Origin of the sequence: Escherichia sp. E.sYA108 (genome assembly GCF_011754335.1) — a bacterium.
GTDB classification, from domain to species: Bacteria; Pseudomonadota; Gammaproteobacteria; order Enterobacterales; family Enterobacteriaceae; genus Escherichia; species Escherichia coli.
The window spans coordinates 29,609-53,783 of the sequence record NZ_JAAQVZ010000001.1; the positions used below are offsets into that span (position 1 = coordinate 29,609).

General features: G+C 48.3%; 23 protein-coding genes and 2 pseudogenes. 10 read left to right on the forward strand and 15 right to left on the reverse strand.

Annotated elements, in window-relative coordinates; all coding sequences use genetic code 11:
* Positions 1-335: 335 nt before the first annotated feature.
* The 4 genes from uhpA to uhpT all read left to right on the forward strand — a co-directional run bounded on the left by uhpA (position 336) and on the right by uhpT (position 5,286).
* Positions 336-926 (forward strand): transcriptional regulator UhpA, encoded by a 591-nt coding sequence (uhpA, locus tag HBM92_RS00150; RefSeq protein ID WP_000633668.1) that lies wholly within the window; start codon positions 336-338, stop codon positions 924-926.
* A complete protein-coding gene (uhpB, locus tag HBM92_RS00155; RefSeq protein ID WP_001304997.1) occupies positions 926-2,428 on the forward strand; it encodes a signal transduction histidine-protein kinase/phosphatase UhpB in 1,503 nt (500 codons plus the stop codon). Before uhpA ends, uhpB begins: the two co-directional genes overlap by 1 nt.
* Before the next feature lie 9 nt (positions 2,429-2,437).
* Positions 2,438-3,757, forward strand: a complete 1,320-nt coding sequence (gene uhpC / locus HBM92_RS00160; RefSeq protein WP_001298006.1) for an MFS transporter family glucose-6-phosphate receptor UhpC — start codon at positions 2,438-2,440, stop codon at positions 3,755-3,757.
* 137 nt (positions 3,758-3,894) lie between these two features.
* Positions 3,895-5,286 (forward strand): hexose-6-phosphate:phosphate antiporter, encoded by a 1,392-nt coding sequence (gene uhpT / locus HBM92_RS00165; protein ID WP_000879194.1) that lies wholly within the window; start codon positions 3,895-3,897, stop codon positions 5,284-5,286.
* 46 nt (positions 5,287-5,332) lie between these two features.
* Here uhpT and adeD read toward each other — a convergent pair whose 3' ends face one another.
* A complete protein-coding gene (gene adeD, locus HBM92_RS00170; protein ID WP_001065677.1) occupies positions 5,333-7,099 on the reverse strand; it encodes an adenine deaminase in 1,767 nt (588 codons plus the stop codon).
* Between the two features lie 174 nt (positions 7,100-7,273).
* Here adeD and adeQ point away from each other — a divergent pair, with 174 nt between their 5' ends.
* The 3 genes from adeQ to nepI all read left to right on the forward strand — a co-directional run bounded on the left by adeQ (position 7,274) and on the right by nepI (position 10,514).
* A complete protein-coding gene (gene adeQ / locus HBM92_RS00175; RefSeq protein WP_001525914.1) occupies positions 7,274-8,608 on the forward strand; it encodes an adenine permease AdeQ in 1,335 nt (444 codons plus the stop codon).
* A gap of 52 nt (positions 8,609-8,660) precedes the next feature.
* Positions 8,661-9,113, forward strand: coding sequence for a DUF1198 domain-containing protein (locus HBM92_RS00180; RefSeq protein ID WP_001295241.1), 453 nt, complete (start codon positions 8,661-8,663; stop codon positions 9,111-9,113).
* Positions 9,114-9,323: 210 nt separating this feature from the next.
* Positions 9,324-10,514: a purine ribonucleoside efflux pump NepI gene (nepI, locus tag HBM92_RS00185; RefSeq protein WP_011076685.1), complete on the forward strand. Its 1,191-nt coding sequence runs from the start codon at positions 9,324-9,326 to the stop codon at positions 10,512-10,514.
* Between the two features lie 40 nt (positions 10,515-10,554).
* On the opposite strand, the gene yicS is transcribed toward nepI, so the two are convergent.
* Positions 10,555-10,848: a protein YicS gene (gene yicS / locus HBM92_RS00190; protein WP_001297978.1), complete on the reverse strand. Its 294-nt coding sequence runs from the start codon at positions 10,846-10,848 to the stop codon at positions 10,555-10,557.
* Positions 10,849-11,069: 221 nt separating this feature from the next.
* Between yicS and nlpA the strand changes: the two genes are divergently transcribed.
* Positions 11,070-11,888, forward strand: coding sequence for a lipoprotein NlpA (gene nlpA / locus HBM92_RS00195; RefSeq protein WP_000779409.1), 819 nt, complete (start codon positions 11,070-11,072; stop codon positions 11,886-11,888).
* A 3-nt stretch (positions 11,889-11,891) separates the two neighbouring features.
* Here nlpA and HBM92_RS00200 read toward each other — a convergent pair whose 3' ends face one another.
* The 11 genes and pseudogenes from HBM92_RS00200 to HBM92_RS00250 all read right to left on the reverse strand — a co-directional run bounded on the left by HBM92_RS00200 (position 11,892) and on the right by HBM92_RS00250 (position 20,613).
* On the reverse strand, positions 11,892-12,815 hold the full coding sequence (locus HBM92_RS00200) for a carboxylate/amino acid/amine transporter (RefSeq protein ID WP_001351210.1): 924 nt from the start codon (positions 12,813-12,815) through the stop codon (positions 11,892-11,894).
* A gap of 166 nt (positions 12,816-12,981) precedes the next feature.
* Positions 12,982-13,479 carry a hypothetical protein gene (locus tag HBM92_RS00205; protein WP_000509808.1) on the reverse strand — a complete coding sequence of 166 codons (498 nt, stop codon included), beginning with the start codon at positions 13,477-13,479 and terminating at the stop codon, positions 12,982-12,984.
* A gap of 681 nt (positions 13,480-14,160) precedes the next feature.
* A complete protein-coding gene (locus tag HBM92_RS00210; RefSeq protein ID WP_306305169.1) occupies positions 14,161-14,658 on the reverse strand; it encodes a DUF2441 domain-containing protein in 498 nt (165 codons plus the stop codon).
* Between the two features lie 511 nt (positions 14,659-15,169).
* Positions 15,170-15,901 carry a retron system putative HNH endonuclease gene (locus HBM92_RS00215; RefSeq protein WP_001216639.1) on the reverse strand — a complete coding sequence of 244 codons (732 nt, stop codon included), beginning with the start codon at positions 15,899-15,901 and terminating at the stop codon, positions 15,170-15,172.
* Positions 15,898-16,119, reverse strand: coding sequence for a hypothetical protein (locus HBM92_RS00220; RefSeq protein ID WP_125112077.1), 222 nt, complete (start codon positions 16,117-16,119; stop codon positions 15,898-15,900). Before HBM92_RS00220 ends, HBM92_RS00215 begins: the two co-directional genes overlap by 4 nt.
* A pseudogene (locus HBM92_RS00225) lies at positions 16,104-17,295 on the reverse strand (AAA family ATPase). The gene HBM92_RS00220 and the pseudogene HBM92_RS00225 overlap by 16 nt, the downstream one beginning before the upstream one ends.
* Before the next feature lie 20 nt (positions 17,296-17,315).
* Positions 17,316-17,741, reverse strand: a complete 426-nt coding sequence (locus tag HBM92_RS00230; protein WP_000691791.1) for a TA system toxin CbtA family protein — start codon at positions 17,739-17,741, stop codon at positions 17,316-17,318.
* Positions 17,742-17,771: 30 nt separating this feature from the next.
* Complete coding sequence (locus HBM92_RS00235; protein WP_000939437.1) at positions 17,772-18,107, reverse strand: type IV toxin-antitoxin system YeeU family antitoxin; 336 nt, start codon at positions 18,105-18,107, stop codon at positions 17,772-17,774.
* Positions 18,107-18,580, reverse strand: coding sequence for a RadC family protein (gene radC / locus HBM92_RS00240; RefSeq protein WP_001292742.1), 474 nt, complete (start codon positions 18,578-18,580; stop codon positions 18,107-18,109). Before radC ends, HBM92_RS00235 begins: the two co-directional genes overlap by 1 nt.
* A 29-nt stretch (positions 18,581-18,609) precedes the next feature.
* Positions 18,610-19,424, reverse strand: a pseudogene (locus tag HBM92_RS00245) (DUF932 domain-containing protein).
* 235 nt (positions 19,425-19,659) lie between these two features.
* Positions 19,660-20,613, reverse strand: a complete 954-nt coding sequence (locus HBM92_RS00250) for a hypothetical protein (RefSeq protein WP_000290406.1) — start codon at positions 20,611-20,613, stop codon at positions 19,660-19,662.
* Positions 20,614-21,205: 592 nt separating this feature from the next.
* On the opposite strand from HBM92_RS00250, the gene HBM92_RS00255 reads away from it, so the two are divergent.
* Positions 21,206-21,820 carry an inovirus Gp2 family protein gene (locus HBM92_RS00255; protein WP_000772910.1) on the forward strand — a complete coding sequence of 205 codons (615 nt, stop codon included), beginning with the start codon at positions 21,206-21,208 and terminating at the stop codon, positions 21,818-21,820.
* A gap of 117 nt (positions 21,821-21,937) precedes the next feature.
* Complete coding sequence (locus HBM92_RS00260; protein ID WP_000070772.1) at positions 21,938-22,156, forward strand: helix-turn-helix transcriptional regulator; 219 nt, start codon at positions 21,938-21,940, stop codon at positions 22,154-22,156.
* Positions 22,157-22,357: 201 nt separating this feature from the next.
* Here the strand turns inward: HBM92_RS00260 and HBM92_RS00265 are convergent, their stop codons facing one another.
* Entirely contained in the window at positions 22,358-23,143 is a 786-nt protein-coding gene (locus HBM92_RS00265; RefSeq protein ID WP_000766852.1) for a hypothetical protein, read from the reverse strand.
* Positions 23,144-23,154: 11 nt separating this feature from the next.
* Complete coding sequence (locus HBM92_RS00270) at positions 23,155-24,168, reverse strand: GTPase family protein (protein ID WP_000342613.1); 1,014 nt, start codon at positions 24,166-24,168, stop codon at positions 23,155-23,157.
* Between the last annotated feature and the right edge of the window lie 7 nt (positions 24,169-24,175).

The following is a 24,175-nucleotide window of genomic DNA, read 5'->3' on the forward strand; positions in this document are numbered from 1 at the left end:
TAATGAAGCAGGCATGCTTGTCATACTTCAAGTTGCATGTGCTGTGTCTGCGAATTATTTAGAGAGTGGTTTTTATACTGAAGTAATAATTCATAAATATACAAACAATCAAACTATAAATATAAAATATATATTTTTCTTATTCAAAATGGATACTAACAAGGTATTAATGCTGCCAGCGTTTTTAATGATTAGTCGATATACCAAACCTTGAAGGCATCATTTCTTTTCACAAGCAACAGGAGCGCAGCTTTTTTCAGTAACCGCTCAAGGCTTGAACAGTGGCGCGCTTATCGTTAAGGTAAGCGCGTTTTATTACCCGCCAGGACAAGACCATGATCACCGTTGCCCTTATAGACGATCACCTTATCGTCCGCTCCGGCTTTGCGCAGCTGCTGGGGCTGGAACCTGATTTGCAGGTAGTTGCCGAGTTTGGTTCGGGGCGCGAGGCGCTGGCGGGGCTGCCGGGGCGCGGTGTGCAGGTGTGTATTTGCGATATCTCCATGCCTGATATCTCCGGTCTGGAGCTTCTAAGCCAGCTGCCGAAAGGCATGGCGACAATTATGCTCTCCGTTCATGACAGTCCGGCGCTGGTTGAGCAGGCGCTTAACGCGGGGGCGCGCGGCTTTCTCTCCAAACGCTGTAGCCCGGATGAACTCATTGCTGCGGTGCATACGGTTGCCACGGGCGGCTGTTATCTGACGCCGGATATTGCCATTAAACTGGCATCCGGTCGCCAGGACCCGCTAACCAAACGCGAACGCCAGGTGGCGGAAAAACTGGCGCAAGGAATGGCGGTGAAAGAGATTGCTGCCGAACTGGGCTTGTCGCCGAAAACGGTACACGTCCATCGCGCCAATCTGATGGAAAAACTGGGCGTCAGTAACGACGTTGAACTGGCGCGCCGCATGTTTGATGGTTGGTGATGAAGACGTTGTTCTCCCGCTTAATTACCGTTATTGCCTGCTTTTTTATCTTCTCTGCCGCATGGTTTTGCCTGTGGAGTATCAGCCTGCACCTGGTTGAGCGCCCTGATATGGCGGTGCTGTTATTTCCGTTTGGCCTGCGGCTAGGGCTAATGCTGCAATGCCCGCGCGGATACTGGCCGGTGCTACTGGGTGCGGAGTGGCTGCTGATTTACTGGCTAATGCAGGCGGTCGGTTTAACCCATTTCTCCTTATTGATGATCGGTAGTTTACTGACGTTGTTGCCCGTGGCGCTGATCTCGCGCTATCGCCATCAACGTGACTGGCGCACCTTGCTGTTACAGGGTGCGGCGTTAACGGCGGCGGCGTTGTTGCAGTCGCTGCCCTGGCTTTGGCACGGCAAAGAGTCGTGGAATGCGCTGCTGCTGACTTTAACTGGTGGCCTGACGCTGGCCCCGATATGTCTGGTGTTCTGGCACTATCTCGCCAATAACACCTGGCTGCCGCTCGGCCCGTCACTGGTTTCCCAGCCGATCAACTGGCGTGGGCGGCATCTGGTCTGGTACTTGCTACTGTTTGTTATCAGCCTCTGGCTCCAGTTGGGATTGCCGGACGAACTGTCGCGCTTTACGCCATTCTGTCTGGCGCTGCCGATTATCGCGCTGGCCTGGCACTATGGTTGGCAAGGAGCGCTGATTGCGACATTGATGAACGCCATCGCGCTGATCGCCAGTCAAACCTGGCGCGATCATCCGGTGGATTTATTGCTCTCGCTGCTGGTGCAAAGTCTGACAGGGTTGTTACTGGGCGCAGGCATCCAGCGGTTGCGTGAACTTAACCAGTCGCTGCAAAAGGAACTGGCGCGCAATCAGCATCTCGCTGAACGGTTGCTGGAAACCGAAGAGAGCGTGCGCCGTGATGTGGCACGTGAGCTGCACGATGATATCGGTCAGACCATCACTGCTATTCGAACTCAAGCGGGCATTGTCCAGCGGCTCGCGGCGGATAACGCCAGCGTGAAACAGAGCGGGCAGCTCATCGAACAACTGTCGCTGGGCGTTTACGACGCGGTGCGCCGCTTGTTAGGGCGGTTACGTCCGCGCCAGCTGGATGATCTCACCCTGGAGCAGGCCATCCGCTCACTGATGCGGGAAATGGAGCTGGAAGGGCGCGGCATTGTCAGTCATCTCGAATGGCGAATCGATGAATCAGCGTTAAGCGAAAACCAGCGCGTGACGCTGTTTCGTGTCTGCCAGGAAGGGCTGAACAACATTGTGAAACATGCTGATGCCAGCGCGGTCACCCTGCAAGGCTGGCAGCATGATGAGCGGTTAATGCTGGTGATTGAAGACGATGGCAGCGGTTTACCGCCAGATTCCGGGCAACACGGTTTTGGCCTTACCGGAATGCGCGAGCGCGTAACGGCGCTGGGTGGCACATTGACCATTTCCTGTCTGCACGGCACGCGTGTCAGCGTTTCTCTACCTCAACGTTATGTCTAAGGTTCGATGATGTTGCCGTTTCTGAAAGCGCCTGCCGATGCGCCATTAATGACTGATAAACATGAAATTGATGCCCGCTATCGCTACTGGCGTCGGCATATTCTGCTGACCATCTGGCTGGGTTACGCGCTGTTTTACTTCACGCGTAAAAGTTTTAACGCCGCCGTACCAGAAATCCTTGCTAACGGCGTGCTCAGCCGTAGCGATATTGGCCTGTTAGCGACCCTGTTTTACATTACCTACGGCGTGTCGAAGTTTGTCTCCGGCATTGTCAGCGATCGCTCAAATGCCCGTTATTTTATGGGGATAGGGCTTATTGCCACGGGCATTATCAACATTCTGTTTGGCTTCTCGACGTCGCTATGGGCGTTTGCCGTGCTTTGGGTGTTGAACGCCTTTTTCCAGGGCTGGGGTTCACCGGTGTGTGCGCGTCTGTTAACCGCTTGGTATTCTCGTACCGAGCGCGGCGGTTGGTGGGCATTATGGAACACGGCGCATAACGTCGGCGGCGCACTCATTCCCATTGTGATGGCAGCGAGCGCGCTGCATTACGGCTGGCGTGCCGGGATGATGATTGCGGGTTGTATGGCGATCGTCGTGGGGATTTTTCTCTGCTGGCGGCTGCGCGATCGTCCGCAGGCGTTAGGTTTACCGGCGGTTGGTGAATGGCGGCACGACGCACTGGAGATTGCTCAACAACAAGAAGGGGCAGGGCTGACGCGTAAAGAGATCCTCACCAAATATGTGTTGCTGAATCCGTATATCTGGCTGCTTTCGTTTTGCTATGTGCTGGTCTATGTGGTTCGGGCGGCGATCAACGACTGGGGCAATTTGTATATGTCCGAGACGCTGGGCGTCGATCTGGTCACGGCGAATACGGCAGTGACAATGTTTGAACTGGGCGGATTTATCGGTGCGCTGGTAGCGGGTTGGGGTTCGGACAAACTGTTTAACGGCAACCGCGGGCCGATGAATTTGATTTTCGCCGCCGGAATTTTGCTTTCAGTCGGCTCGCTGTGGCTGATGCCATTTGCCAGCTACGTGATGCAGGCAACCTGCTTCTTCACCATTGGTTTTTTTGTCTTTGGCCCGCAGATGTTAATCGGCATGGCGGCGGCAGAGTGTTCCCACAAAGAGGCGGCAGGGGCGGCGACGGGATTTGTCGGCTTGTTTGCTTATCTTGGTGCGTCGCTTGCTGGTTGGCCGCTGGCGAAAGTACTCGATACCTGGCACTGGAGCGGATTTTTTGTGGTTATCGCCATCGCCGCCGGGATTTCCGCACTGCTATTACTGCCCTTTTTGAACGCCCAGACACCGCGAGAAGCGTGATGCATCTCACCTTTTCACTTCATATCCGGCAAAACTAAGAAATTTTCCAGGTTTTGCCTGGACGCTATCTCAGGCCTGATTTGCTGCTGATTTTTACAATGCATGCCTCACGCAGGTATTCATTTCAGGAGTAACCCATGCTGGCTTTCTTAAACCAGGTTCGCAAGCCGACCCTGGACCTTCCGCTCGAAGTGCGGCGCAAAATGTGGTTCAAACCGTTCATGCAATCCTACCTGGTGGTCTTTATCGGCTACCTTACGATGTACCTGATTCGCAAGAACTTTAACATCGCGCAGAACGACATGATCTCGACCTACGGGTTGAGCATGACGCAGCTGGGGATGATCGGCCTGGGCTTCTCCATCACTTATGGCGTGGGTAAAACGCTGGTTTCTTACTACGCCGACGGCAAAAACACCAAACAATTCCTGCCGTTCATGCTGATCCTGTCTGCCATTTGTATGCTGGGCTTCAGTGCCAGTATGGGCAGCGGCTCGGTTAGCCTGTTCCTGATGATTGCCTTCTACGCCTTAAGCGGCTTTTTCCAGAGTACCGGCGGTTCGTGCAGTTACTCCACCATCACCAAATGGACGCCGCGTCGTAAACGCGGGACATTCCTCGGTTTCTGGAACATTTCTCACAACCTTGGTGGTGCAGGCGCAGCAGGTGTGGCGCTGTTCGGCGCAAATTACCTGTTCGATGGTCATGTCATCGGCATGTTTATTTTCCCGTCGATTATCGCGCTGATTGTTGGTTTTATCGGTCTGCGTTACGGCAGCGACTCCCCGGAATCTTATGGCCTCGGCAAAGCTGAAGAGCTGTTTGGCGAGGAGATCAGTGAAGAGGATAAAGAGACAGAATCTACCGATATGACCAAGTGGCAGATCTTTGTTGAGTATGTGCTGAAAAACAAAGTGATCTGGCTGCTGTGCTTTGCCAACATTTTCCTCTATGTGGTGCGTATTGGTATCGACCAGTGGTCAACCGTGTATGCGTTCCAGGAACTGAAACTCTCTAAAGCGGTGGCAATTCAGGGCTTTACGCTGTTTGAAGCTGGTGCGCTGGTCGGTACGCTGCTGTGGGGCTGGCTCTCTGACCTGGCGAACGGTCGCCGTGGCCTGGTGGCCTGTATCGCGCTGGCGCTGATTATCGCCACGCTCGGTGTGTATCAACACGCCAGCAACGAATATATCTACCTGGCTTCTCTCTTTGCGTTGGGTTTCCTGGTCTTTGGCCCGCAATTGTTGATTGGTGTGGCTGCTGTTGGCTTTGTACCTAAAAAAGCGATTGGCGCTGCCGATGGTATTAAAGGCACCTTCGCTTACCTGATTGGTGACAGCTTTGCCAAGTTAGGTCTGGGAATGATTGCCGATGGGACGCCGGTATTTGGCCTTACCGGCTGGGCAGGCACCTTCGCCGCGCTGGATATCGCCGCGATTGGTTGTATCTGCCTGATGGCGATAGTGGCGGTGATGGAAGAACGCAAAATCCGCCGCGAGAAAAAAATTCAGCAGTTGACAGTGGCATAAACGTAACTGGTGACTTTTGCCCGGCATGACGCCGGGCTTTTTTTTATTATTCCGTGACTTCCAGCGTAGTGAAGGCAAACTTCTCACCATCAAACAGCCCCTGACTGGTTAGTTTCAGCGCGGGGATCACTGGCAGGGAAAGAAACGCCATCTGAATAAACGGCTCATCCGGTAACGGACCGCATTCACGGGCGGCGGCTTTCAGGGCGTCAATTTGCTCCGCCAGTGACTGCGCCGTGTCGGTGCTCATTAGCCCGGCAATGGGCAACGGTAGATGACTTTGTACCTGGCCGTTACGGACCACGCACAGCCCGCCGCCATCCTGAATCACCTGATTGACCGCCAGCGCCATCTCTTCTGCGCTACGACCGATCACCACAATATTATGGCTGTCATGGCTGACCGTCGCAGCCAGCGCACCTTCATTCAGGCCAAAGCCGCCGAGCAAACCACAGGCCGGAGCCAGTCGTTGTCCGTAACGCTCAAGAACGGCAATAAAGCACACATCATCGCGATCAAAACCGTTTTCGCTGTAGACGCTGGAGCGGGAGTGCGTGATCAGTTCGTTATGGATTACCTCAATAACGCGATAGCGTTTTCCGGGGGTAAATTGCAGGGCAAAGTCGCTGGCGGAAACTGGCTGGCGATCAATGGTATTGCCATATGGCGGGGCGGATTGTGCCAGTCTCGCCGACTCTTCCGCCTGTAAGGTTTGTGCATCGATCGGCTCGCCTTTCACCAGTACCTGCTGCACCGTGACCTTACGCGCATCGCTCAACAGGACGATATCGGCCTGCTTGCCGGGTGCCAGTAAGCCGAGGTGATTCAGACCAAAATGGCGCGCCGTCGACCAGCTGGCTACGCGATATGCCACATGCAGCGGTACATTGTGTTGTTCGATCAGGCGGCGAATTAAGGCATCGATGTGTCCTTCATGGGCGATCTCCCACGGGTTACGGTCATCGGTACAGAGCATGCATTGCGGGCTGTTAAATTCGTTGATCAACGGTGCCAGCGCGTTGAGATTGCGGGCTGCGGACCCTTCACGGATCATCAATGACATGCCGAGTTGCAATTTCCGGCGTCCTTCTTCCAACTGATAACTTTCGTGGCAGTTTTCAATACCCGCAGCAATATAGGCGTTAAGTTCTTTACCACCCAAACCCGGGCAGTGACCGTCCAGTGTCAGGTGGCGAAATGCGTCCAGTTTATCGAGCAGCGCATTCTGCCCGCTAATTATGCCAGGGTAGTCCATCATTTCTGCAAGGCCGGTAACCTGCGGATGGTCCCGCCAGGCGAGCATCTGTTCAAGGGTAAAACTGGCACCATTAACATCGCAGCCTTCCAGGGCGGGTACGCAAGAGCTGACCTGTAAGTACTGGTTTTGCCTTGCCTGTTCGGCACAGCGGGCAAACCAGGCGAATCCGGCTTCTCCCATCACGTTGACGATTTCATGAGGGTCGCAAATAACGGTCGTCAGGCCGCGCGGCAGGGTAGCAGTTTCAAAGGTGACCGGCGTCATCATGCTGGATTCAATATGCAGGTGAGCATCAATAAACCCTGGCACCGCCGTTGCGCCGCGGGCATCAATCCGCTGCAAAGCCGGAGCATCAGCGTATTCTGCGCCAACACCGGCAATGTAACGTCCTTTAATCACAATTGGGCCGGAAATTTCTCCGCCATTGATCAGGTCGAGAATAGAGACATTATCAATAATATAATCGGCAACAGCGTCTCCACGGGAAACGGCTAACAATTCCTGGTATTCAGCCCGGCTAATGTGATGAAATTTATGGTTAATAGAATTATTCATATTTTTCTCATTTTGATTTTATCAATTTGATTATTATTTATCATAAAGAAACGTCGCGAGATTATTAAAGAATATCCATTAATGTGCAATTGAAATGTGATAATTATCACTGAACCGTTGTTGTCATTTGTTTTACAAAAGCAAGGGATTAAATCTCCTCCAATGGACAAAAAAATGAATAATGACAATACCGATTACGTGAGTAATGAATCAGGGACGCTTTCGCGATTATTTAAACTACCTCAGCATGGGACCACCGTCCGCACAGAATTGATTGCGGGGATGACCACTTTTTTAACCATGGTGTACATCGTTTTTGTGAACCCGCAAATCCTCGGCGCGGCACAAATGGACCCAAAAGTGGTGTTTGTTACCACCTGTTTGATTGCCGGTATCGGCAGTATTGCGATGGGGATATTTGCTAACTTACCCGTGGCACTGGCTCCGGCAATGGGGCTGAACGCCTTCTTTGCCTTCGTGGTCGTGGGGGCGATGGGTATCTCCTGGCAGACCGGGATGGGCGCGATATTCTGGGGCGCAGTTGGGCTATTTTTGCTCACGCTGTTTCGTATCCGGTACTGGATGATCTCCAACATTCCATTAAGTTTACGTATTGGTATCACCAGCGGAATCGGATTATTTATCGCCTTAATGGGATTAAAAAATACTGGCGTTATTGTCGCCAATAAAGACACCCTGGTGATGATTGGCGATTTAAGTTCTCACGGCGTGTTGTTAGGTATTTTAGGGTTTTTTATTATAACTGTGTTGTCATCACGTCATTTTCATGCCGCGGTGCTTGTTTCTATTGTGGTGACGTCTTGCTGTGGATTATTTTTCGGTGATGTTCATTTTAGCGGCGTCTATTCCATTCCGCCTGATATTAGCGGCGTCATTGGTGAAGTGGATTTGAGCGGTGCGTTATCACTTGAACTCGCCGGTATCATTTTCTCCTTTATGCTGATCAACTTATTTGATTCATCAGGGACATTAATTGGTGTGACTGATAAAGCTGGCTTAATAGATAGTAACGGCAAATTCCCCAATATGAATAAGGCGCTGTATGTTGATAGCGTCAGTTCGGTGGCGGGTGCGTTTATCGGTACCTCGTCTGTTACCGCCTATATTGAAAGTACTTCAGGTGTGGCTGTCGGCGGTCGCACGGGGCTGACTGCGGTTGTTGTTGGCGTTATGTTCCTGCTGGTTATGTTCTTCTCACCGCTGGTGGCGATGGTTCCTCCTTACGCAACCGCCGGAGCGTTAATCTTCGTTGGCGTATTGATGACATCGAGCCTGGCACGCGTTAACTGGGATGATTTTACCGAATCGGTGCCTGCGTTTATTACCACGGTGATGATGCCCTTTACGTTCTCGATCACCGAAGGGATTGCACTAGGCTTTATGTCGTACTGCATCATGAAAGTGTGCACCGGGCGCTGGCGCGATCTAAACCTGTGTGTGGTGGTGGTCGCAGCTCTGTTTGCACTGAAGATTATTCTGGTGGATTAGTAACTGGCGAGGGTTTCCAGATATCATGAGTTCTGATTACGCAGGAGAACTCATGATCTGGATAATGCTCGCCACGCTGGCGGTAGTGTTTGTGGTTGGTTTTCGGGTGCTGACATCCGGGGCCAGAAAAGCGATTCGCCGTCTCAGCGATCGGCTGAACATCGATGTCGTACCCGTGGAGTCGATGGTCGATCAAATGGGAAAGTCAGCCGGTGACGAATTTTTACGTTATTTGCATCGCCCGGATGAGTCGCACCTGCAAAACGCCGCGCAGGTGTTGCTCATCTGGCAAATTGTCATTGTCGATGGTAGCGAACAGAACCTGCTGCAATGGCATCGGATTTTACAAAAAGCCCGCCTTGCCGCGCCGATTACTGATGCTCAGGTCAGGCTGGCGCTGGGTTTTCTGCGCGAAACCGAACCTGAAATGCAGGATATCAATGCTTTTCAGATGCGCTATAACGCGTTCTTTCAGCCTGCCGAGGGCGTTCACTGGCTGCATTAAAACCGCTTCGTCTTATCAGCCTACAGACCGCGCCTGACCTGGTGGGTGGATAAGACGTTCACACCGCATCCGGTAATCTTTGCCCTGTTCCGTTTCGATCTTAACTCCAGCTCAAGCAACATCGTAAAAGTTGCAAAAACGTTAAATGCATCACACATTTCAATGTTAGACTGGTCGGCTTTTCCCCTGAAACATGCCACGGGTAACACCATGAGTGAATTTATTGCTGAAAACCGCGGCGCGAATGCCATCACCCGACCGAACTGGTCAGCCGTTTTCTCGGTGGCGTTTTGCGTCGCCTGTCTGATTATCGTTGAGTTTTTGCCTGTCAGTTTGTTGACGCCAATGGCCCAGGATTTAGGCATTTCGGAAGGGGTTGCCGGGCAATCGGTGACCGTGACCGCCTTTGTGGCGATGTTTGCCAGTTTGTTTATTACCCAGACCATTCAGGCCACTGACCGCCGCTACGTTGTCATTCTGTTCGCCGTTTTGCTGACGCTTTCCTGTTTGCTGGTTTCCTTTGCCAACTCATTCAGTCTGCTGTTAATCGGTCGCGCCTGTCTGGGGCTGGCGCTGGGCGGGTTCTGGGCGATGTCGGCGTCGCTGACCATGCGTCTGGTACCGCCGCGTACGGTGCCGAAGGCGCTGTCGGTGATCTTCGGCGCGGTTTCTATTGCGCTGGTGATTGCCGCGCCGTTGGGCAGTTTTTTAGGCGAGCTTATCGGTTGGCGCAATGTCTTTAATGCGGCGGCGGCGATGGGTGTGCTGTGTATTTTCTGGATTATCAAATCACTGCCTTCGCTGCCAGGTGAACCTTCGCATCAGAAACAAAATACTTTCCGCTTATTACAACGTCCGGGAGTGATGGCCGGGATGATCGCCATCTTTATGTCCTTTGCCGGTCAGTTTGCTTTTTTCACTTATATTCGCCCAGTGTATATGAATCTGGCGGGATTCGGTGTTGATGGCTTAACCCTGGTGCTGCTGAGTTTTGGTATCGCCAGCTTTGTCGGGACATCGCTTTCGTCGTTTATTCTCAAACGTTCGGTGAAACTGGCCTTAGCGGGCGCACCGTTTGTGCTCGCCCTGAGCGCGCTGGTACTGACGCTGTGGGGAAGCTATAAAATTGTTGCTACTGGTGTTGCGATTATCTGGGGGCTGACCTTTGCTTTAATTCCCGTTGGTTGGTCAACGTGGATCACTCGCTCATTGGCCGATCAGGCAGAAAAGGCTGGATCTATTCAGGTGGCCGTTATTCAGCTTGCTAACACCTGCGGTGCGGCAATCGGCGGTTATGCGTTGGATAACATTGGTCTGACTTCGCCGCTGATGTTGTCCGGCACATTGATGTTGCTGACTGCATTGTTGGTGACTGCAAAGGTGAAAATGAAGAAATCCTGATATCAGGTAAAGAAGCGTTGGTCAGTGGTTGTTGCCGTTCTTACATATCCGGGCATTCTACCTTACCCAACGCTTCCCAATAATTGCTCTGATTATTACGTTCCATCGCCACGATGGCCTCGCGTATATGTTGTTTATTGTTTTCATCTGACAACATTAACTTTTCCCACGCTTCATCTGATAATGACGCCTGTGGCGTGCAAATTTTACGTAAATCTTGCAATACCGTGGTTTTCTCTTTTGCCGACTGTAGAGAACTGAATGGCGACTCGGCCTGAGAAATGGCTGGAAAAATCAGGAATACGGTAATCATGAGTAGCATCGTTGGCTTCATAGCGGCAACCTTCTGCAAATGTGCATCGAATGAAGCATAAGTGTAGTTTGCTTTTGCCGCTCTCATCATGCTGTACGAAAGGTGTTTGCGTGGTCAGTAAGAAGTGCCAGACTTTATATTCCACTTTTATTCCTTTTTATTCTTATCGATAGCGTTTCGTTTTTTAAACTGCAGCGACCTTACCGCTATAGTCAGGTAATCATTAATAAAAGGATAAAAAAATGAAACTGACAACACATCATCTACGGGCGGGGGCCGCATTATTACTGGCAGGAGTTCTGCTGGCAGGTTGCGACCAGAGCAGCAGCGATGAAAAGCATATTAAAGTTGGCGTTATTAATGGCGCAGAACAAGATGTCGCGGAAGTCGCTAAAAAGGTAGCAAAAGAGAAATATGGTCTCGATGTTGAACTGGTAGGATTTAGCGGTTCGTTGCTACCGAACGATGCGACAAATCATGGCGAGCTTGATGCGAACGTCTTCCAGCATCGACCCTTTCTTGAACAAGATAATCAGGCGCATGGTTATAAACTGGTAGCGGTGGGAAATACGTTTGTCTTCCCCATGGCGGGCTATTCCAAAAAAATCAAAACAGTGGCGCAAATAAAAGAAGGTGCGACAGTGGCGATCCCCAACGACCCGACTAACCTTGGTCGCGCGCTTTTACTGCTGCAAAAAGAGAAGCTAATTACTCTGAAAGAAGGAAAAGGGTTATTACCTACCGCGTTGGATATAACCGATAATCCACGCCATTTGCAGATAATGGAGCTGGAAGGGGCACAGTTGCCACGTGTACTGGACGACCCGAAAGTGGATGTAGCGATTATCAGCACCACTTACATCCAGCAAACAGGACTTTCTCCGGTTAACGACAGCGTATTTATTGAAGATAAAAATTCGCCGTATGTGAATATTCTGGTGGCACGGGAAGATAATAAGAATGCAGAAAACGTGAAGGAATTTCTGCAATCTTATCAATCACCCGAAGTCGCTAAAGCGGCAGAAACCATCTTTAACGGTGGCGCGGTGCCTGGCTGGTAATTCTCACTCATGCCGCGCCGGACGATTTATTTTTCTGGCGCGGCGGCGGGAATCCATTGAAATCAAAATCACCGATGACAGAATCAGCAGCGTTCCCAGCCAGTCCGGCAATGTGAAGGTGATTCCCAGCAACAGCAAAGAGAGCAGCGCGCTACTTAATGGTTCTGCACAGCTTAAAATGCTGGCTTTTGGACCGCCAATTAATTGTGCTCCTTTCAGGTACAGACTAAATGTCAGGGACGTACCAATGACCACCAAATAAAAAAACGCCAGAATCAAACTGCCGTTAACGACAAAGTTTGTCCCTTGTCTGGCATAAAAGGGCAGCAGGATCAGACCGCCAATCAGCATACTCCAGCCGACGACCGGTAACGTGCCATAGCGGGCAATCAGCGTTGAGGGATAGGTGGTATAGAATGCAGCAGCAAACGCCGAGGCAATGCCCCAGAATAACGCGGCAGGAGAGATCGATAATGATGTCGGATTACCGTGTGTCACCAATAAAAAAGTCCCGATCAGCGATGTCAAAATAGCGCAGAAAACCAGAATGCCCGGGCGGGATTTACGCACCAGTGAGAACCAGGCGACGATAATAGTCGGTGAGAGGAATTGCAGCACCGTTGCCGTGGCTGCGTTCGATTTTTCGATGGTTAGCAAAAAAGTGAGCTGTACGGTTAGCGCGCCAACCACGGAAAAAATCAGTAGGCTAATGGCATCTTTGTGATTGTTAATAATAGAAAAGATTTTATCACCATGAATAAATGATAGCGTCAGCAGAATCAAACCGGCGAATATCAAACGCGTCATAGTCAAAAACTGCGACGACATCTGGCTTTGCTCCATGATGTATTGCGCGCAGACCCCTGAACTTCCCCACAACACGGCGGCAATCAGAACGTTCAGCATCCCCTTTCTGGTGGAACCCATTTTTCCCTCTGCATACTGTTTTGTCTTTTCATCAATATACGTTAAGGATACCACTACCGATGACGGTGAGGGAGTAGAGTAATCAATCAGTTTTAGTGAATGGAGGAAATAATGACATATAACAATTATTCATATGGTATTTAAAAAAACTCAATATGAAATTTAATTATTTAATGTTCAATAACTCTATGGCTTTAGTATATTCATCAGGAATACCAATTGTAAAACAAGGTGCGGTATCGGTAGGTAGATTTTCTTTGTTATCATCATCCAGAACAGAAATAGAAAACTGTCGTTCAGGTGTTGATGTCGTGGTTATTAAAATGGTTGGATTAGGAAGGGAAACATATGTTGTATCATTTTTTAGTTTTATTTCTTTGATGTTTTCTTTGTTAATTTTATCAATCGTTTCAATAGAGAAAAAAGAATCATACCCCATTCGCAGTTCAATTTTATTATCGTTTTCGAATAAATAAATGGCATTATTGTTTTGAAGTAGATTGAATATATTGTTAGCGCAAGTTTGAGTTGCTAGCCAGGATGCCGCTGGATGACTCAAATTAATATGCGTGCTAAAGACTTTGACGCGACTACTTCTGTTTTTCTCTTTACTTTCAATTAAATGCCTAGCGCTTTTGGCTGCTTTACAAGTTCCATGCCCCACACGGCAAAAATAATCTCCTGAAAGGATACTTACAATCAGTATTACACCAATGACGACAGAAAAAATAGTTCCGATGAGTTTGATGATGACAATCCTTGTGCAGTGTTATTTTCACCATGGATTATAATGTTATAGTGAAATTATTGCGCATGTAATTTTTCTTTGATTGTTTTAACATCACATTTATGCACTTCTTCATCTTTGTAGCAGGTAAAAGCCATATATGGATGGCTGGTGTCCGGTGCAGATAAAATGCAACTTATTCTTGATAGCTTGAAAAAAAGAGAGGTTTTTTTGAGTGACGGTTGATAGTCGGTGGCAAGGAAGACGTTTTCGTACACTCGGCAAGAAAAACGAATCACTCTGTCATACTACCAGATACATCAGCAGGGTCAGGTTGCTCAGAAATAAGCAGGATGGGGATCACTGAAGAGGCATTTTGGCGATCACAGGAGTCGCATTTGATGGTTAATTTATTGATTTAATATGATTTATTTGTGTTATGTAAATGAGTAACCCCCATAAGCACCCCCAAATGATTTTACTTGTAGGGTTCGGGGGCTTCCTGAGCTACTTTTTAGGTACTGTTTTCCATTGTAGCAAACCGGCAATAGAGTCCAAAATGCAGAATAATCGTTTGTGAGCAGTTCACTGTTTTTCTGTACAGTACCCCAACATTTGTTAAATGGACACTTTGCTTTCAACTAACATTGTGCCTTCGAAGAGTATCTCCTGATGTAAGGGGTTATCAATTTCTCCCCTCCAGTATCGACGGGATTTTTCGACGCTTTCCAGATAAGATTCAGCATCTCCTGAAAGATGAGTCTCACTGGTAGTATGCATTCTTCCATCAGGTAGTACTTTGAATACGGTTATCTGCTCTGCGGGACGTCCAAGCCGCTCAATCCAGTAATGAAGATTGTCCTCCCCCTTTGTTAACCAAATGCATTTTTGGCGAGATGGCAGTTCTGGAAATTCTGATGTTCTTACTGATTCCCAGATTAGCTCTCTGACATAAGTACAAAAATGTTTAGCTGTTTCGTGGCCGATACTTGCGACATACCGCATATTGCTATTATGTAGATTTCCTGAAGCAATGTGTCCCAGAAGGGCTATACGGCTGATATCGTGGGTGACCCCATTTGGGATAAATGTTTCTCTGAGATATGGGTAAGATATTTAATAGTTAAAGAATGGGTTAACATCGGTCGTTGTTATGCTATTACCTACTGCCATTGGCTCGTTATTTGACCATGGAAGCCGGGTATTCAGCGTAATATGAAAATAATCATCTGCCATATATGTCACTTAGCTAATTTCTAAAAATATCATTTTATGACGATGTTATGCGTACATCTAGTCTCATGTCGTTAATAATTATGTCGCCGCCAATACGCTGCGTCAGGCGGGAGATTTCTGCGATTGGTTGCATCAGGGATGTGAGTTGCTGTAGTGCGTTCTGGTGAACGGTAACGATCCATTCAATCCTAGTGGAGCAAATAAGCTCGTTGTTATCGATTAAAATTTCAGCTTCTGTTTGCATAATTTTGTTCGTATAAAAGCAAACACGCCTGCCGGGAGTGGCAGGCGCATTATGCGGTAAAATAAAGGTGAATAAATATTGAGGGCGTAAATCAGGAAGGCGACTCGCAATAAATCATGCTGTCGCCCTGAATCAGGAATAGTGGTGTTAAATTAATGCTGGGGCGTGGCTCTGTAATACCTGTTCAGCTTCTTGCTGGAAAAACTGGCGTGTAATGCTGAAGAATTCATGCAGTTTATGGTCTGGTGTTGAAACCAAATCAAGCTGGAGTAATTGCTGCAAATCCCAATCTTTTTCAATGTGTTCATCAAAAAGCTGCTCCAGCTCTTCCCAATGATTACGACGTTCCGTTTGAAGGAATCCGCTGTTCAGGTTCAGTAGATCGATAGTGTATTGCGCGTTCTCCGTTTCTTGTGCATTTAACTCATCAGCAGGAACTATCCGACCATCAGAAAGGTAAGCAAAATAACGGGAACAATCGCGAATATGGCAATGGATAAATTTTGCCATATCTACAACATCTTGTTTTCCTTGGGCATGACCGCCAAAAGCATTTTTTCCTTTCAGGGAAGATAAACCGCCGTTCTCCCCTGAATCTAATGCACTGGCAGCGAGATTCTGATAATCAAAAGTACGTTCTGGATGCTGGCTCTTATTCTCAACGTGCTCAATGTGATAACCAAGACCACGAAGATCAGAGCGTATTTCACTGTAGCAACAAAGGTGATACTGCTCGTTAATGAGCTGGACCATTACAGCGGCTTTATCTCTTCTGAAATTTCGCCAGCGCCTGGTTGATTGATCAGCATCTTGTGGTGGGTTTTCATGTGCGGTCAGTAAGGCAACGGTCCCAAGTTGAGTTTTGATCACATGCCTCATTGCGCTTTCCCTTTCAGCAGTCTCTGCCGGGCAATACTGCGCTGTAAGCGTTGAAGCTGTGGATGCTTCTCACCCAACGCAACTTCCAATGCGACCATCAGTTGCTGCGTTTTCGGCTCGTCGTATTTCCCCTGATCCACCCATCCTGTCAGTTTTTGCAGGTCTGCCTTCTCCTTCACTGCAGGCTGTGGATCGACGCCCATTACACTTTGCAGCACGTCGTTACTCGGCTCGCCGTAGGTTGCTCCGAGCGGCATCAACGCTTTCCCGTTGCCATTCTCATCCTGCTCAAGCAGACGAATGGACTCGCGTTTTACCGTACTGAGCACCTGCGGGCTATGGGTCGTAACAATAAACTGGATCTGCGGAAATGCGCTGCGTAAAGACTGGATAATTTGCTGCTGCCAGGCAGGGTGCAGGAACATATCAACTTCATCGATCAGCACAATTCCCTGCGTTTTTAAGGCTGCATCATTTTGTAAATGAGGATTGAGTTTGACACAGCGAAATGCGATATCTGCCACCATTGCGACGGCATTTCGCAAGCCATCGCTGAGCTGGGATAAGGGGATCTTGCCGTATTGCGGATGGCTCATTACCAGTTGCTGGTTATGGCTGGCGCTGTATTCCAGATCGTGCCAGCCTGTCACCTGCTGGGTCAGACAGTTAATGGCCTGCTGGATAGCCTGAATGGCTTCTTTCATCCGTTGAACACGAACACCTTCTTTTAACTTTGCTGAAGGTGATTCAAGTTGTGTGATTTGATGTTCACGGTAGCTAAGCCATAGCCAGCTATACCACTGCTCAAACTGTTTATAGTTAGATGTGGCTGAGAGGCAATCGTCATAGCCGGACAAACGTGAAAAGGCACTATTATCCAGGCGCTGCTCAGTAGGCTGTTTTTCATAACGTTCTTGATACCATAAGCGAGCAGTCCCCAAATAAAGCATTAGGGGAAGTTCAACTTGTTGCAAGCTATGCTCTTCACGTACTCGTTTCTGGAGTTGCTCACCCCAGCGGGTAAGCTGCGCCGCCATCTTATCTTCATGTGGCGGCTGTTCTCCTCGTTTATCGAGCATCCAGGTTGCCGTTTTTCCGCTTGCCCATTCTCCGGTAGCTGTAATCTTGGCTGGAGACGACATTTCCATGTTCAGTGCCTCCTGGCGGTAAATCAGACGTAAGTCTTCGGTACGGATCGCTAGTGATTTATCTTTCACGTAGAGGCTGGCATCAAAACCACGAATAAAGGGGAACAGCGCCAGGCGTACCGCATCCAGCACTGTCGTCTTGCCCGCGCCATTCGGTGCAACCAGAATCGTAATGTGCTCATCAAAAGTGATATCGAGCTGTTTGAAGCAACGAAAGTTAAGCAGTGACAGTTTGTCGATTCTCATTACACCAGCCTCGCCTGTTTTTATGTTTTAGTATAATAACATCTCTTGCACGCTTTAAACGTGCGCTGGTAAAGTCTTTTATCATGTCTTGAATCAGCCATCCGGCTGATTATATTCGTGTTTTTGCACTGAATCCGCAGGCCGGTCGCCTGCCGCGCCCGCAAAATATCGACCGCACGAAGATAAGGCGTCTGTTCCTGCCAGCTAAATCCTTTCCTGTCGATACGGACCAATTCGTACTTCTCCACCAGAAAATTGACGGCATTGACCAGAGTGATCCCGGCGTCTATGTGTTCCTGAATCACCTTTTCATTGTTGAATGGTGTGTCATTAAGATTCAGCCCGTAGTGCTGCTCCAGCAGGCGGGCCAGTAATGTTTGCCAGACCACGACAGGAGACAGATATGACGTCGTCGCCCGCAGCGTCGTTGCAGGAATAATTTTCATAACGATGTTCCGTATTAAGGAGGTTAAAACTCAGCGTTGAGTGGGATAAATAGCGATATAGACGTAACCACAGGAACCCAGCGTATCGGCTTCGCAGGTTAGTCCTTTGGCGTATAGCGTGACGGTACGTTGTTGGCAGGGGGAGAGTTCACCGTCAGCCAGTTTCAGCTCCAGTTGTTTCATCAACACCGGAAAAGCCTGGTCGATATGCAGCAGATCCGGGGAGCTGAATTTCCCGGTGATTGCGGCCCGATCAGCCAGGTAATGCAGGTTATGTCTTTCCTGTACCAGTCGAGCAGTGAAGCGTGGTGTTACGGTACAGGGAAGCCCCCATTCTTGTTGCATGACCTTGTCCTTTTGCAGCATTACAGCCAGCCCCGTTCGGCAAAAGAGAGGACATCCCCCGCCCCAATAATGAAATGATCCAGCACCCTCACTTTCACCAAATCCAGTGTCTTAACAATATTCGTTGTAATAAGTCTGTCGGCCCGACTGGGTTCCGCCACGCCGGAGGGATGGTTATGCGCAAGGATTACTGCTGCGGCATTGTGCCGTAGCGCAGATTTCACAATCTCACGGGGATGTACTTCTGTACTGTTAATCGTGCCGAGAAATAGCGTTTCGTGTTCCAGCAGTCGGTTCTGGTTATCGAGGTAAAGCACAACAAACATTTCCCGCTCCTGTCGTGCCAGATGCAGTTGCAGCCAGGTTTTTGTGGCGTCAGAGGAAAGAAAAGATTCGCCAGGATTGCGTTGATATTTCTCCAGCAGACGCATCGCACGGCGGATAACGCGTTGTTCACTCACCGAAAATACCGGTGTTAGCATCAGTTCAGACATCGTGTTTCCTTTACCATTAATAGCGTTGTTTATGAGGCCAGTTGCAACATGTTTTCAGCCATCACCCACAGGGCGCGGTTGAGTTTGATATCGCCGTCGATGCCTTGAATGGCGCGGGTGTGCGTGCGACCACCTTTTGCCGTCCGCCCGTTTAAACCGCCTTTGATCAGGTTCTCCTGAATTCGCTGGTAGGTCGTCCACAGATCACCGGATTCATCCTGCCAGCGGCGGGGAGCCAGTAACTGGGATTCCGTCACCGGCTGGTGCTCTTCGCCAAAGCGGTAAGTCAGCGCCGCCTTTGCCAGCGCCTGTTGCGCAGGGGGAGGCAGCATCAGCGACTGCATGGCATCGCGTTTCTCTTCAACCTGGTCAAAAACACTGAGGACTTCATAAGCGCCTTCAATCACTTTCTCCACCACATTGCCTTTATGCGGTACCCGTACTTCACCAAACGACTCGCCGCAGACCAGCCCGTTACAACAAACAGAACGGAACAGCCCTGGCAGCATCTGATAAGAACTGGAACCGGGCTGTTGAGCAGAATAATTTCCGGCACCTGGTTGTGATTGATCTGGTCTTCCCGGCGCAGACGCAGCATGTGTTTTGTATGCTCACGTTTACCCACATCACGAACGCGGGTCTGGCAGGCAAAGAAAGGATGAAATCCTTCACGCTGGAGGTTATCGAGCAGGGTAATGGTGGGAATATAGGTATAGCGTTCGCTGCGTGATTCGTGCTTATTTTCCCCGAATACGCTGGGGACATACTGCATCAATTCGTCATGCGTTAATGGGCGATCGCGACGGATTTGATTTACGCGACCAAAGCGGCTGGCTAATTTCATGGTAAATTCCTTAATAAAGAATATAAAAAACAGGCCGCATCTTCTGGAAAATTGCGGCTAATTTAATCCGTGATTAAAACGGACGGTAGTATAGGTGGGATAAAATAATAGGTGCGAGCAGATATTAAATTACATTCCGGCAGTACATATATGAGCGTGATATAGTGCTGAAATAATACATATCTGAATTCTCCCGGTGATTATCACCGGGAGAATTTAAGTTTGAAATGACACCTCAACCACGGGATAATCTTGTTTCTATTCCCTGAACCCTTTCGTCTATTAGCCTTTCAATAACAGATATTTTATCTGACTTGTAAAATTTAACCAGAAAATACAGACGTTCTTTATGCGTATCACTGATAGACTCCCGTTCCCGTTTTTCAGAAAGTTTACGTCTGAAGTTTTTTTGGTAAAACGCTTTATTTATTTTCTTTACCGCTTTCTGCTGGAGGTCATCATCCGCTGACCATAAATCCAGCATGGCATAAATGGCATGATAGGTTTCTACACTATTCAGTGGTTCCGGAATCTGAACGGGGTCTAAATGGTTTCCTGTATTACCGCCGTGCTCTTTCTGGAATTTATTAACGTAATTATAAGCCCATGTACAGACTTCACTATTATCCTCAGTAAGCCAGCGTAATTTTATTCTCTGATGTTCATTTGCCCTCCAGAATACAAGCCTCTCATATAGCCACTGTCTCATCAATGGTGCCTGATTAGTCTCAATATTAATATAGTCCAGTAATGCAACGATGATTGAGTATCTTTCGCTATGGCTTGCAGGAGAATCTGTTATTCCGGCTTTCTGATACCAGTTAATGTTTAAATTTGTGCCCAACTTTTCGTTAATTGACTCCATACAGCGGTAATCAAGACACATCACGCCCCATAGCCAGAACGTCGCTCTTTCATTTTCTTTTAACCAACTAAAATATTTCTCCGGCAGAAGCGTCGTATTAATCGCCAGTTCCAGTGAGCGAATAAAATTGCCCCGCTGAATGGGATCGGGATACCCGGCCTCGAGGGCTGTATTAATAATTCTCTCCGAAAGGGATGTATCTGGATTGTTCCCATCAAACGCGAATTGATTTGCTCCCTGAATGTTTTTCCTGATGTACCAGAAGAGGAACCTGCTGGTTCGGATATCCTTCACTGCTATTGATGAGCGCACATTAACGGCCATTGTTCTACCTCGTCATCCTTGTTAAATCATTCGAAATCAATAGCGTGATTATGATGTGTTTTCGAAGTAAAACCGTAGCAATAAATCAATAAAAGTGGAAAACACGTAGCAATATCGTGTTATTCCATAGTAATAGAGTACCATTAACGTAGTTTTTTATTTATCACCATACTCACAGATCCCGCCTGTAGAAAACGGCTGGATAGTCTTAAATTTTTCCACGTATAGCCCTGGTGGCTTTACGGGTGAAACCTCCCAGGATAACGAGTTGACATCTGGAAGATGTCATTCATGACTGCAACCCATAGATTAGGTCAATGTATTAATTATAACTTAAGAGTGAAATTCTTTATCTTCAGGAACAGATAATTAACTACGAACACCAGTAAATACCGGGCTTCTACTCTTTTTATCACCCTTTCTTTATGAATCAACATTGCCGGTATTAATATTATGTTTATCACTCATTCATTAGATTCAGCATATAGAGGGATGACACCAGAGACAGGGCAAAGTAATCCAGATCGGCATAGCTCAGTGAAAAGTTACTACAGCACTTATGGATATGTAACCAACCACAAGGAACTGAAGCATGAAACTGAATGAACGATATGGCAAGCCTAATGCACACTATATGAAACGTCTGGAAGAGATTACCCGTTATGCGATGGATGATTACGCCAGAATACTGGCTTTCAGAGTGGATTTATTACTGCCAGTGGATAATAGCCATAAAGGGTATGACTCAGCGGTTATTACCCGTTTTATAGCCTCACTGAAAGCGCAGATAGCCGCATATTTACAACGGCGCAGGAGAGACGGTAAACGTGTTTATCCCTGTAAGCTGCGATATGCATGGGTAAGAGAATTTGGTGAACTGAATGGCAACAAGCATTATCACATGCTGTTGCTGGTTAATCGGGAAGTATTCAGAAACACCATGCTGAATACGGAGAATTCAGCGCAACCTCGCGGATTGCTGGTGGGAATGGTGGCGCGGGCATGGGCTGTGGCGCTTAGGCGTACCGGAGATATGGCAAATAAAGTCCCCTTTCATTTACCGGGCGTCTCTTATGAACTTGATCGCAGAAATGGCACAAATACGGACTTTTTCCGCAGCTACATATATCACATCAGTTATCTGGCGAAGGAGTACACCAAAAACCACGATGACGGTGAACGTAACTTTGGTTGTAGTCAGGGATAAGTAATTTATTACCGGAGAAGTGATTGTAATGGCGGAGTATGCAACATCATCTTAAATCAACGGGTTAGTGTTGCTGCTCCTGTCTTTTATCAACGTAAAGACAGAAGGACAATCGTCATGAGCAATCAACTGAATACCGATACTGACCTGATGAATGACAAACTGGTGACGATGGCATTTATTACCACGTTTACTGGCCTGACTGACAAATGGTTTTATAAACTGATTAGTGAAGGCAAGTTTCCAAAGCCTATCAAACTGGGGCGTAGTTCCCGCTGGCGGGAAAGTGAAGTTAAACGCTGGCTGACGGAACGTATTGAAGAATCCCGCTATTAATCCCCTGACACTATCTCTACACGCTTTACCCGTAACGCTATATCAGTGAGCGCCTGACAGGACCGTTGCGGTGCATCTATCGACGCGTAACTTCATTATACCCGGATGAAATACATTTCGTTTAACGTTGTCGAAAAATAATTAACCGGGGAATAGCCTCCTTATTTAGCAGGAATTCCCCGGATGCTGCTACAGGTAAAATTAGGAATTAAATGTCCAGCTCCCCGTATCGGTCACAATATCAGCTTCAATGATACGGTCACACTTCATATATTTGAACGTAGCCACATCACCGAATTTATATTTGGCTGGCAGGGTTCTGTTACCGACGCTCTCCATTTTACAGTTCCCTCTGTTTACCCGAATGGATTTCAGCACCACGTTGTCATCAGTGATAGTGAGCTGAATAACACCATATTTGGTATTCCAGCCTTCATTGCTGACGGAGCTGCCGAACTGAACTTTAAACGGTGGTGTCGTAGATTGCTGTGCCTGCTGTTGCTGAGAGGGATCAGGTTTATTAGCCTGCTGGCTACCAACGCCATTAATGCCATTCTGAAGGAGGCTTCTGGAAACCTTAATGGTACCCGGCTTGCATGATACTGTGCTGGTTTCCTGCCCCATTGCATTCATGACAGTGTAATAAGCATCACCTGTACCATCATATTCTGAGTAATTGACTGCAACCGCGCCTTCGATATCTTCATTTTCTCCACGTAATGTGAAAGAAGCGGTTCCTGCTCCCGGATTAGCCGCCAGAATCTGTTTCGCTTCGCCGGAAGGAATATCCAGTTTAATAACAGAGCCGCTCTCTTCGGAGTCACCGCCAGGATTTTCAAAACTGATATAAACGGTATTGCTGACGTGGCTGAGTGTCATTTGCTCGCCGTTATCAAGCATACATTGCAGGTCATAGGCCCCGACTGCATAAGCAGGGTGGAATGCAAATAAAGATACAAACAATGCAGGTATAATGATTAGTTTCATTAAGCACTTCCCTATCCAAAAAAATGGTCCCAGGCATTACCAGCCCACTCGATAAGTTTGTCTTTACCCTTACGGGTAAGCTCTTTGACAGGCTTTGGTAACGGAAAAGAATCAATAACGTCGTCGAGTATCCCGGAGATTACGCTGCCGAAGCCGTTTTTTGCTTCCGTCTTGACCTCTTCGGTTTTGAACTCATCCTTAAACTGCGAAGCCGTGCTACTTTTAGCCCGATCAGGCAAAGCCCGAATAATAGTCTCTACCAGACGAAGAATGTTGTAGCCCTCATCGGCGGAGACAGGTGTCACCGGATAGTGCGTAAAACCAAATCGTTCAGTAATGTAGGCTTCTTTCTTTTCGATGTTGATGCGCTGTGCAGGAGATGGCTGATGCAGATGAGTATCCCACTCGCGGAATGGCTCAATTTTATCAACCTGGTTAAGGACGAATAAAACGCGCTCACCCCCACCAGCAGGGAGCAGAACATTGTTGTAGAAATGCTCATCCGCAGAAAAGGCCCGATCGTCACCTTTTATTACCCACAGGATGAGATCCAGGGAGGGAAGCAAATTGCGGTATAAATCTTCATACTCCTTATCCCGCCGGGCATTCTCACCGACACCAGGTATATCAATTATCTTCAGCGAATGTTTTCCGAAGCGTATATGCAATTCCTGAACTTCACGAGTACATGCCTCAACGTCGCTAACTGCACAAACCTCCCCTTTAAACAGCGCATTACATACGCTGCTTTTCCCCGCGCCAGTTTTTCCCATGACACCAATCACGGGTTCATAGTCGATGGCTTCACTGATTTTGTTCAACAGCTTTTCCCGCAGTGGCTGAGGGAAAATATCAAGAATATCCCTGATGTCGGGTATGCGCGGTGTGCTATCACCTTTTTGCTCGTTGCTACCATTACGTTCTGGAAATATATTGCTCCACATTCCCAAAATCCCGCCTTCCCTTCTGGTGACGCCACTGGCATCAGTAATCATCCGGCCTTCGCCCTTTACCGGGTCATCCATACGAGGT

Bases quoted from the DNA above. Each gene is read 5' to 3' on its own strand.
- HBM92_RS00250 (WP_000290406.1), bottom strand. From the start codon at position 20,613: ATGGCCGTTAATGTGCGCTCATCAATAGCAGTGAAGGATATCCGAACC.
- nepI (WP_011076685.1), top strand. From the start codon at position 9,324: ATGAGTGAATTTATTGCTGAAAACCGCGGCGCGAATGCCATCACCCGA.
- uhpA (WP_000633668.1), top strand. From the start codon at position 336: ATGATCACCGTTGCCCTTATAGACGATCACCTTATCGTCCGCTCCGGC.
- radC (WP_001292742.1), bottom strand. From the start codon at position 18,580: ATGTCTGAACTGATGCTAACACCGGTATTTTCGGTGAGTGAACAACGC.
- uhpT (WP_000879194.1), top strand. From the start codon at position 3,895: ATGCTGGCTTTCTTAAACCAGGTTCGCAAGCCGACCCTGGACCTTCCG.
- HBM92_RS00270 (WP_000342613.1), bottom strand. From the start codon at position 24,168: ATGGATGACCCGGTAAAGGGCGAAGGCCGGATGATTACTGATGCCAGT.
- HBM92_RS00200 (WP_001351210.1), bottom strand. From the start codon at position 12,815: ATGGGTTCCACCAGAAAGGGGATGCTGAACGTTCTGATTGCCGCCGTG.
- yicS (WP_001297978.1), bottom strand. From the start codon at position 10,848: ATGAAGCCAACGATGCTACTCATGATTACCGTATTCCTGATTTTTCCA.
- HBM92_RS00260 (WP_000070772.1), top strand. From the start codon at position 21,938: ATGAGCAATCAACTGAATACCGATACTGACCTGATGAATGACAAACTG.
- HBM92_RS00180 (WP_001295241.1), top strand. From the start codon at position 8,661: ATGATCTGGATAATGCTCGCCACGCTGGCGGTAGTGTTTGTGGTTGGT.
- nlpA (WP_000779409.1), top strand. From the start codon at position 11,070: ATGAAACTGACAACACATCATCTACGGGCGGGGGCCGCATTATTACTG.
- HBM92_RS00265 (WP_000766852.1), bottom strand. From the start codon at position 23,143: ATGAAACTAATCATTATACCTGCATTGTTTGTATCTTTATTTGCATTC.
- adeQ (WP_001525914.1), top strand. From the start codon at position 7,274: ATGAATAATGACAATACCGATTACGTGAGTAATGAATCAGGGACGCTT.
- uhpC (WP_001298006.1), top strand. From the start codon at position 2,438: ATGTTGCCGTTTCTGAAAGCGCCTGCCGATGCGCCATTAATGACTGAT.
- HBM92_RS00215 (WP_001216639.1), bottom strand. From the start codon at position 15,901: ATGAGGCATGTGATCAAAACTCAACTTGGGACCGTTGCCTTACTGACC.
- uhpB (WP_001304997.1), top strand. From the start codon at position 926: ATGAAGACGTTGTTCTCCCGCTTAATTACCGTTATTGCCTGCTTTTTT.
- adeD (WP_001065677.1), bottom strand. From the start codon at position 7,099: ATGAATAATTCTATTAACCATAAATTTCATCACATTAGCCGGGCTGAA.
- HBM92_RS00230 (WP_000691791.1), bottom strand. From the start codon at position 17,741: ATGAAAATTATTCCTGCAACGACGCTGCGGGCGACGACGTCATATCTG.
- HBM92_RS00255 (WP_000772910.1), top strand. From the start codon at position 21,206: ATGAAACTGAATGAACGATATGGCAAGCCTAATGCACACTATATGAAA.
- HBM92_RS00235 (WP_000939437.1), bottom strand. From the start codon at position 18,107: ATGCTGCAAAAGGACAAGGTCATGCAACAAGAATGGGGGCTTCCCTGT.